5 protein-coding genes are annotated in these 8386 nt (G+C 50.0%); 4 read left to right on the top strand and 1 reads right to left on the bottom strand.

Annotated features, from left to right (window positions below; genetic code table 11):
- On the top strand, positions 1–2153 hold a 2153-nt coding region (locus BZG79_RS08130), incomplete at its 5' end, for a TonB-dependent siderophore receptor (protein ID WP_347336585.1).
- 47 nt (positions 2154–2200) lie between these two features.
- Here the strand turns inward: BZG79_RS08130 and BZG79_RS08125 are convergent.
- Positions 2201–2944 carry a YciK family oxidoreductase gene (locus BZG79_RS08125; protein WP_021023934.1) on the bottom strand — a complete coding sequence of 248 codons (744 nt, stop codon included), beginning with the start codon at positions 2942–2944 and terminating at the stop codon, positions 2201–2203.
- A 125-nt stretch (positions 2945–3069) separates the two neighbouring features.
- Between BZG79_RS08125 and sohB the strand changes: the two genes are divergently transcribed.
- The 3 genes from sohB (at position 3070) to BZG79_RS08110 (ending at position 8222) form a co-directional block, all read left to right on the top strand.
- Positions 3070–4122 (top strand): protease SohB, encoded by a 1053-nt coding sequence (sohB, locus tag BZG79_RS08120; protein WP_021023935.1) that lies wholly within the window; start codon positions 3070–3072, stop codon positions 4120–4122.
- A 410-nt stretch (positions 4123–4532) separates the two neighbouring features.
- Positions 4533–7163, top strand: a complete 2631-nt coding sequence (gene topA, locus BZG79_RS08115; RefSeq protein WP_077774155.1) for a type I DNA topoisomerase — start codon at positions 4533–4535, stop codon at positions 7161–7163.
- A gap of 135 nt (positions 7164–7298) precedes the next feature.
- Positions 7299–8222 carry a TIGR01212 family radical SAM protein gene (locus tag BZG79_RS08110; protein ID WP_077774154.1) on the top strand — a complete coding sequence of 308 codons (924 nt, stop codon included), beginning with the start codon at positions 7299–7301 and terminating at the stop codon, positions 8220–8222.
- The last annotated feature ends 164 nt before the right edge of the window (positions 8223–8386 follow it).

Raw genomic sequence — 8386 nt, 5'->3', positions numbered from 1 at the left:
CATTAGAGGAAATCATGATGCATACAGGTTTTTCGTGCCCACGGCAGGCTATTGGGCGATTGTCGCCGTTGACCTTAGCTGTGATTAGCAGCGTAGTGACTGTGTCGGCTTACTCTGCTCCCCAAGAAGCCAACATGGAAACCATACAAGTCCTAGGTGACACGTATCGCAATACCGCCACCAAAACGGTATTGGCACCCGAAGAGACACCACAAGCGGTCACAGTGATTAACCGCGACACTTTGGAGCAGCGCCAAGCAAGTTCATTAAGCGAAGCCGTCCGCTACACCCCGGGCGTAAATACCGAACTTCGCGGTGGGGCCGTGACCCGTCTCGACCTTTTCAATATTCGTGGTTTTATCAACTATCAAAATTTTTACGACGGGTTAGCGATCCCTTACAACACCTGGAATTTACAGCCACAAATTGATCCGATCGCGATTGAGCAAGTCGAGGTTTTTAAAGGGCCTACATCCGTGTTGTACGGAAATATTCCACCGGGTGGCATGGTGAATATGATCGCGAAAACGCCACAGCGTGAAGCCGCGCATCGGGTTGGCGTCAGTWCTGATACAGATGCGTTGCGAGAAATATCAGTCGACAGCACCGGAGCGATTCAAGATACCTCGTTAGCCTATCGGATGGTGGCGCTGGCACGGAAAAAAGACGGGCAAGCCGGGCATTCAGAAGAAGAACGCTATGTCGTGGCTCCGTCGCTAGATTGGCGTATTTCGCAAGATACCTTAGTGAATTTTAATCTATATTATCAAGCGGACCCGGCTGCGGGCATTTATACGTCGCTACCAGCAAAAGGCTCAGTGCTGCACAGTGACCAAGGCAGCCTTTCCAGTGACAGTTTTTCCGGTGACAACAACTGGAATACCTACGACCGAGAGTTTTTAATGCTGGGCTATAAAGTGCAACACCAACTCGCTTCTGATTGGTCACTACTGCACACCGCACGATACACCGATGCCGATTTACTGCAAAAGAACATGTACCATCAAAAAAGCAGTGATGGTAGACACTATCCGCGTAATGCGTACCTGACAGATGAAACCATGGAATCGTGGGTGGTTGATACTCAGCTTTCTGGCGATTTGCGCTGGGGGGCAGCGCAACATTACACCTTGTTTGGCTTGGATTATCAAAACATGTCGTCCAATGTTGGCTATGACGATACCCTTGCAGGTGTGGTGCCGGCTATTGATATCTTTGAGCCCAATAATAACCAGGTTGACCCAAGTTCACTTAGCTTCGTTTATCAGGATCAGCATGACATTGAGGTCACGCAGACCGGACTCTACGCGCAAGATCAGATCCTTTGGAATCAATGGGTCTTTCTCGCTGGCGCGCGATACGATGAATATGAGTTAAAAGATGATCAGCAAACATTGTTTGCTGGGTCACCGAGTACCTCTGATAAGAACATTCGCCACTACAATTTGGCGTTTCGCGCCGGAGCCATGTACCAATTTGATAACGGTATTTCCCCTTATCTCAGTTACTCCGAGAGCTTTGAGCCGACAGACATGGATAATCGAGGTAATGTCTTTGATCCATCGAAGGGCGAGCAGTGGGAAGCAGGCCTGAAGTATTTATCGTTGGATGGGACGACAGGGCTCAACTTGGCGTTATTTGAGCTGACTAAGCAAGATGCCTTGGTCAACGATCCCAATGATTCTTACGCCAAAATTCAAACGGGTGAAATCCGTTCGCGAGGCGTAGAAATTGAACTGAATCATGCGCTGAGCCTAGATACCAATGTGGCCTTAACCTATAGCTATATTGATATGAAGATCACCGACGATCCTAACCTTGAAGACAAGACACCGGTTTGGGTGCCCGAGCAAACGGCCAGTGCTTGGGTGAACCATCGGTTAACCTCCGGATTAGAAGTGAGCGTGGGGGCGCGTTATGTGGGCGAGTCACAGGGTAACGCGAACAATACCTTTAAAGTGCCTGATTATACCCTGTTTGATACCGCTCTAAACTATGATCTTGCTCAGCTAGATACGTCGCTATCAGGAGTGAAATTGTCACTATCTGCAACGAACCTGCTGGATAAAACGACCTATAGCTGCTTTGACGAGCTGAACTGTTGGTATGGTGATGAGCGGAATGTAAAAGCAAAAATTACCTTTGATTTTTAAACCGCGTTTGTGAAAAACAACGCCCCCGTCAATGGGGGCGTTTTTGTTTATCGTTTGGGTTGCGCATCAATGCACTGGCCATGCACTTCAACACCTTCCGGGGCCATGAGGTAGACGTAGAGCGGAATAATATCGAGTGGCGTTTTTAATGTGTCGGGATCCTCGCCTGGGAAGGCGCTGGCGCGCATGCTAGTTCGCGTGCCACCTGGATTAATCGCGTTCACTCGTACCTTGGTGTCTGACATTTCATCGGCCAGTACTTGCATCATTCCTTCCGTGGCGAACTTAGAAATCGCGTAGCTGCCCCAGTAAGCACGGCCTTGATGACCCACGGTAGACGTGGTAAACACCACGCGCGCATCATCAGACTTTTTCAGCAGTGGCAGCAAGGCTTGTGTCATCAACATGGTGGCTTTGACGTTCACTTGCATCACATCGTCATGCGATTTTTCATCGATTTGATCGAAAGGGCTTAGCACGCCAAGTAGGCCTGCATTATGGAGTACACCGTCTAAACGACCAAACTGTTGGTCAATGGTATCCGCCATGTCGAGGTAATGCTGCCGGGTTGCCCCCAGCATGTCTAAGGGAATAATGGCAGGTTGTGGTGCGCCCGTGGCAGTAATTTCATCGTACACAGCTTCAAGTTTTTTCACGGTGCGGCCGAGCAAAATCACCGTCGCGCCTTTTTCGGCATAGCTCAGTGCCGCTTGACGACCAATACCAGCGCCGGCGCCGGTGACCAAAATTACACGCCCTTGAAGCGCGTCGGAGGTTACTTGATAGTCCACAGTACAAATCCTTATTTATTGTTAAACGTAGATTATTGTAAGGTTGCGGGTAATGTGTGACAACCAAGTGCGTAATGCACTGGGCTGAGGCATTGCAAACTCAGAGATAAAAAGAGGATACAACATTGGAATTCATTGCGGATTATGGGCTTTTTTTAGCGAAAGTCGTCACCTTTTTAATGGCAGCGGTGGTGTTAGTGGCACTGCTACGCGCGGCGAATGATAAAGGCGGACAGAAAGGCAGCCTGAAGCTTACCGATTTAACCGATAGCTTTAAGACCTACCGGCAGTCGCTCGAACATCATCTTTACAATGAGTCATCGTTAAAAGCGCGCGATAAAGACGAGAAAAAGGCGAAAAAGAAAGAAGAAAAGGCACAAAAGGCCGCAGCGAAGAAGCAAACGGCGCAGCCAACACAGCGCGATCCGCAACTTTTTGTTCTGACTTTTAAAGGCAGTATTGATGCCCGCGAAGTCGAGGCATTGCGTGAGGAAGTGACCGCCATTTTGTCGGTAGCGACCGAACAAGATGAAGTCTTGGTTAAACTGGAAAGTGGCGGCGGCATGGTGCACGGCTATGGGTTAGCCGCCTCGCAACTGGCACGCGTTCGTAAAGCTGGCGTACCGCTGACTGTCGCGGTTGACAAAGTCGCGGCTAGCGGTGGTTATATGATGGCATGTGTGGCCGATAAGCTGATCGCTGCGCCTTTCGCAATCATTGGTTCGATTGGTGTGATTGCCCAGCTCCCTAACTTTAATAAGTTGCTCAAGAAAAACGATATTGAGTTTGAGCAGCTGACGGCAGGGGAGTTTAAACGTACCTTGACCATGTTTGGTGAAAATACCGACAAAGCGCGTGAAAAATTCAAAACCGAGTTGGAAGAAACGCATGGTCTATTCAAAGCGTTTATCACCGAGCACCGCCCTTCGTTAAATGTTGATGAGGTCGCAACCGGCGAGCACTGGTTTGGCAACCAAGCATTAGAACTTGGCTTGATTGATCAAGTCTGCACCAGCGACGAGTATCTTTTTGAGGCGGCCAACAAGGATCGTAAAGTGCTATCGGTCTCTTATCAGCAGCGCAAAAATATCGCTGAGAAATTAGCAGGAACCTCCGCTGAGGTGGCCGATCGTGTGTTGCTTAAATGGATTAGCCGAGGCCAGCGTCCGCTGGTGTAAGCAAGCGCGCGTGCATGATACCGGTATATTGCACATAAATTAGGGCATCGTCGCATTGACTGCTGGCATGCCTTTGGCTTGGCGAAATCACGCTATGATGGGATAAATATCAAGAATAATGTGAGCCAAGCCAAAAATTACCGTATCCACTTAGCTATTTTACAGGCGGCAATGGTAATGATTAGCGCGCTTTTTGCCGAAAAGTGGCATAGCGAATAACCGATACACTACTATCACAATTGGTTAACAATTGTGGAAGGTACGAGCAATCAGCGTGTTTTACTGCGAATTTAGTTGATATTCGGCTAGACTCGCTCAATATTGTAAAACAGATAGCGGCATTCCAATATTGGAGTGCAACGCAACGAATTTTCGACAGTTTTAGCGCAAAGGGCGTCAATTAGGTCATTATGGGCAAATCTCTCGTTATCGTGGAGTCCCCTGCAAAGGCGAAAACGATCAACAAATATCTCGGCAAAGATTTCATTGTGAAGTCGAGTGTCGGGCATGTGCGTGATCTGCCTACTGGAGCGACCCAGGGCGGTAAAAAAGCTGCACCTGTGTCTACGAAAGGGCTCAGCGCCGAAGAAAAAGCGCGAATTAAGAAACAAAAAGAAAAGAAGGCGCTCATCAATAAGATGGGCGTCGATCCTTACAACGGTTGGCAGGCGAAATATCAAGTGCTGCCGGGCAAGGAAAAAGTCGTTGCCGAACTCAAATCACTGGCCGAGCAAGCTGACCATGTTTATCTCGCAACGGATTTGGACCGCGTAGGGGAAGCCATAGCTTGGCACCTGCGGGAGCTGATCGGTGGCGATGAAGATCGTTTTAAGCGTGTTGTGTTTAACGAGATCACCAAAAATGCCATTACCCAGGCGTTTGAAGCGCCGGGAGACGTTAACATTGATGGCGTCAATGCACAGCAAGCCAGGCGTTTTCTCGATCGTGTGGTGGGCTTTATGGTGTCACCGCTGCTTTGGAAAAAAGTGGCGCGCGGTTTGTCGGCAGGGCGTGTGCAATCGGTCGCGGTGAAATTGTTGGTCGAACGCGAGCATCAAATTAAAGCGTTTATTCCTGAAGAGTTTTGGGATGTGCATGCGGACACGCTCACCCCTAACGAGCAGGCGCTTCGATTGCTCGTTGCACAGCAAAACGGAAAAGCCTTTAAGCCGAAAAACAGCGATGAGGCGATGGCCGCGGTGTCCGCGTTGGAAAACGCGAGCTACGTGGTACGTGATCGTGAAGATCGCCCCTCAACCAGTAAGCCATCTGCGCCCTATATCACCTCAACACTTCAGCAAGCCGCCAGTACGCGGTTAGGCTTTGGGGTGAAGAAAACCATGATGTTAGCGCAGCGTCTTTATGAGGCGGGTTACATCACCTATATGCGTACCGATTCGACCAACCTCAGTAAAGAGGCGGTGGACGCAGCGCGGGGACATATTGCCAGCGAATACGGTGAACAATATTTACCTGAGTCGGCGAACGTCTACGGGGCAAAAGCCAATGCGCAAGAAGCCCACGWAGCGATCCGTCCATCGGATGTTGGCGTGACGGCGAGCGATTTGCAAGGTATGGATCCTGATGCGCATCGACTGTACGACCTGATATGGCGTCAGTTCGTGGCGTGTCAAATGGTACCGGCTAAGTACGACTCCACCACATTGACCGTAGAGGCCGGTGAGTTTTCTTTGAAAGCAAAAGGGCGGATTTTACGTTTCGATGGTTGGACGCGCGTACAGCGCCCGACGGGTAAAAACGAAGATCAAATCTTGCCTGCGGTGGAAGTGGGACAATCACTGACGTTGAGTCAGCTTGATCCGAAACAGCACTTCACTAAGCCACCGGCGCGATTCACGGAAGCGGCTTTGGTTAAAGAGCTGGAAAAAGCGGGTATTGGCCGTCCGTCCACGTATGCGTCGATCATTTCGACCATTCAWGATCGTGGTTATGTGCGCGTCGAAAATCGTCGTTTCTACGCAGAGAAAATGGGAGAGATCGTCACCGATCGTCTGACCCAGAGCTTTGCAGACTTGATGGATTACGACTTTACCGCCCGGATGGAAGCGTCGCTGGATAAAATCGCTGAAGGTCAAGCCGATTGGAAAGGCGTGCTTGACGACTTCTTTGCCGACTTCACCGCAGAGCTAGAGCAAGCGGAACAAGACGAAGAAGAAGGCGGGATGAAACCGAACAATATGGTCATGACGGATATTGATTGTCCAACATGTGGCCGTAAAATGGGTATTCGTACTGCATCAACTGGCGTCTTTTTGGGCTGCTCAGGATATGCATTACCGCCGAAAGAGCGTTGCAAAACCACCATCAATCTGATGGATGAAGACGGCATTGTTAATGTCCTAGAAGAGGATGTTGAAACCGCGGATCTTCGTGCCATGAAACGTTGTCCGATTTGCGAAACGGCGATGGATTCATACCTGATTGACCAACATCGTAAGCTTCATGTCTGTGGTAATAACCCAAGCTGTGAAGGTTATGTGGTCGAAAAGGGTGAGTTTAAACCGAAAGGCTATGACGGTCCGGTCGTTGAGTGTGACAAATGTGGTAACGATATGGTGCTGAAAAATGGCCGTTTCGGGAAGTACATGGGTTGCACCAATGATGAATGTAAGAATACGCGCAAGATCTTGAAAAACGGTGATGTTGCACCACCGAAAGAAGATCCTGTGCATTTCCCTGAACTGCCTTGCGAAAATTCGGACGCCTATTTTGTGCTGCGAGACGGCGCCTCGGGGCTGTTTATGGCGGCAAGTAACTTCCCTAAATCGCGTGAAACTCGCGCGCCGCTGGTGGAAGAGCTCGATCGCTTTAGAGATCGTATCTCGGAGAAATTCCAATACCTTGCGGATGCACCACAACAGGATCCTGATGGACGACCGACGGTAGTTCGTTTTGCACGTAAAACCAAAGAAAACTACGTGCGAAGTGAAGAAGACGGTAAGCCATCCGGCTGGTCAGCTTTCTTTGTCGATGGTCAGTGGGAAGTCACTGACAAGCGCAAGAAGAAGGCCAAAGCCTAATGAGATTCAACCCGCCATCACGGCGGGTTTTTTTTTCGTCGTTTTTAGCGGCCGTGATACCGACGTTTGATCTCTACCAAAGTGCCTCTGGTTTGTGCTGCTAAGATGCGACTTTGTATTGAGCCACGAGGCACCATGGAGCTGCACCAGTTAGTTAATACACTTGGCCAAGATCTCAAGCACCGCTATGGCGAACGGGTGCATAAACTGACGTTGCACGGTGGTTTTAGCTGCCCAAACCGCGATGGTACGTTGGGACGGGGCGGTTGCACGTTTTGTAATGTGGCCTCGTTTGCGGATGAAAAAGCGCAACATGCATCGGTCAGTCAACAACTCAGTCAACGCGCCAAAGAAGTGGATCGTGCCCGCCGTTATTTAGCGTATTTTCAGGCTTATACCAGCACCTATGATGAAGTCGCCCGTTTAAAAGTGTTATACGAGCAAGCACTGGCCCAAGAGCACATGGTGGGATTATGTGTGGGAACACGTCCTGATTGCGTGCCGCATGCCGTGCTCGATTTGCTTGCAGATTATTATCAACAAGGCTTTGAGGTGTGGTTAGAGCTTGGCTTACAAACCGGCCATGATAAAACGCTCAAACGCATTAATCGTGGGCATAACGTCGCGGTATACCAACAGGTCGCAACAAAGGCCCGTGCCTTAGGGATCAAAGTGTGCACCCATTTAATTGTCGGCCTGCCAGGGGAGGAGATAACGGCCCATCAACAGACGATTAATACAGTGGTAAATACGGGCACCGATGGGATCAAGTTGCATCCGCTGCACATCGTTGAAGGAAGCACCATGGCAAAGGCGTGGCGAGCTGGGCGACAAAGGGAAATTTCGTTCGACGATTACATCGCTAGCGCCTCGATGATGATTCAGCGAACGCCACCAGAGGTGGTTTACCATCGGGTGTCGGCAAGTGCACGTCCACCCACATTGTTAGCACCTGCCTGGTGTGAAAATCGCTGGCTTGCGATGACAGCGATCGCCGAGACACTCACACAAACAGGCGCACAAGGGGCCGCGCTGGGCCACCCCTTTGTAGGGCGCTAGCCGATTGAATCTTTTGAACTAGCGGAGTTGATCCTCTGATGCCGTTGGCAAGACGCGTTGCATTAGTCTTTGCAACACTCTGCCAATATCTTGCAATATCAGGTACAAGCAAGGCACAAGAATCAGTGTGAGCAAGGTTGCGAACATCACGGCAAAGCCTAACG

The organism is Salinivibrio sp. MA427, assembly GCF_001996115.1.
GTDB classification, from domain to species: Bacteria; Pseudomonadota; Gammaproteobacteria; order Enterobacterales; family Vibrionaceae; genus Salinivibrio; species Salinivibrio costicola.
This window is presented reverse-complemented; position numbering and strand designations above follow the sequence as displayed.